Annotated in this window: 1 protein-coding gene; it reads right to left on the reverse strand. The window is 42.1% G+C overall.

Annotated elements, in window-relative coordinates:
- On the reverse strand, window positions 1–499 hold a 499-nt coding region (locus KIH23_RS13620), incomplete at both ends, for a hypothetical protein (protein ID WP_213214050.1).

The following is a 499-nucleotide window of genomic DNA, read 5'->3' on the forward strand; positions in this document are numbered from 1 at the left end:
TGTTATCTCCATAAGCTTGTGATGCTGATGTAGTAAAATCATAAGTCAATGGTGTTGTACCAATGGTTTGCGGCATAGCAGACCATGTTTGTGTAATATTTGCACCTTTTACTGCAATATAGTAATCTCCGGCTGCTGCTGTATTAAATGTAGCAGTCAAAGTACCATCAGTATGCAATGTAGCCACTGCGGTATCCACCAAAGCATAAGTAGTAGCATCGTGTAACTCAATAGTCATATCCTCAACATCAGTTGTTGGTGATACGAAATCTTGGTTGAATTTAACCGAGTTCATTGTGCTTCCACCCATGTAATATCCTTGGATAAACATGGTCAAATTAACTACTGAACCTCCGCCACAGTTGTCTGTCAACAATGGGTTGGTGTCGTCGCAATCTGTTCCGCTTGTAGTAGCTGAGTATCCAGCTGGAGCTGAAGTTCCTGAACAAACTGAAGCCGTTCCGTTGTCCCATCCGTCACCATCAGCATCTACATAATA

Origin of the sequence: Flavobacterium sp. CYK-55 (assembly GCF_018413465.1) — a bacterium.
Classification (GTDB): domain Bacteria; phylum Bacteroidota; class Bacteroidia; order Flavobacteriales; family Flavobacteriaceae; genus Flavobacterium.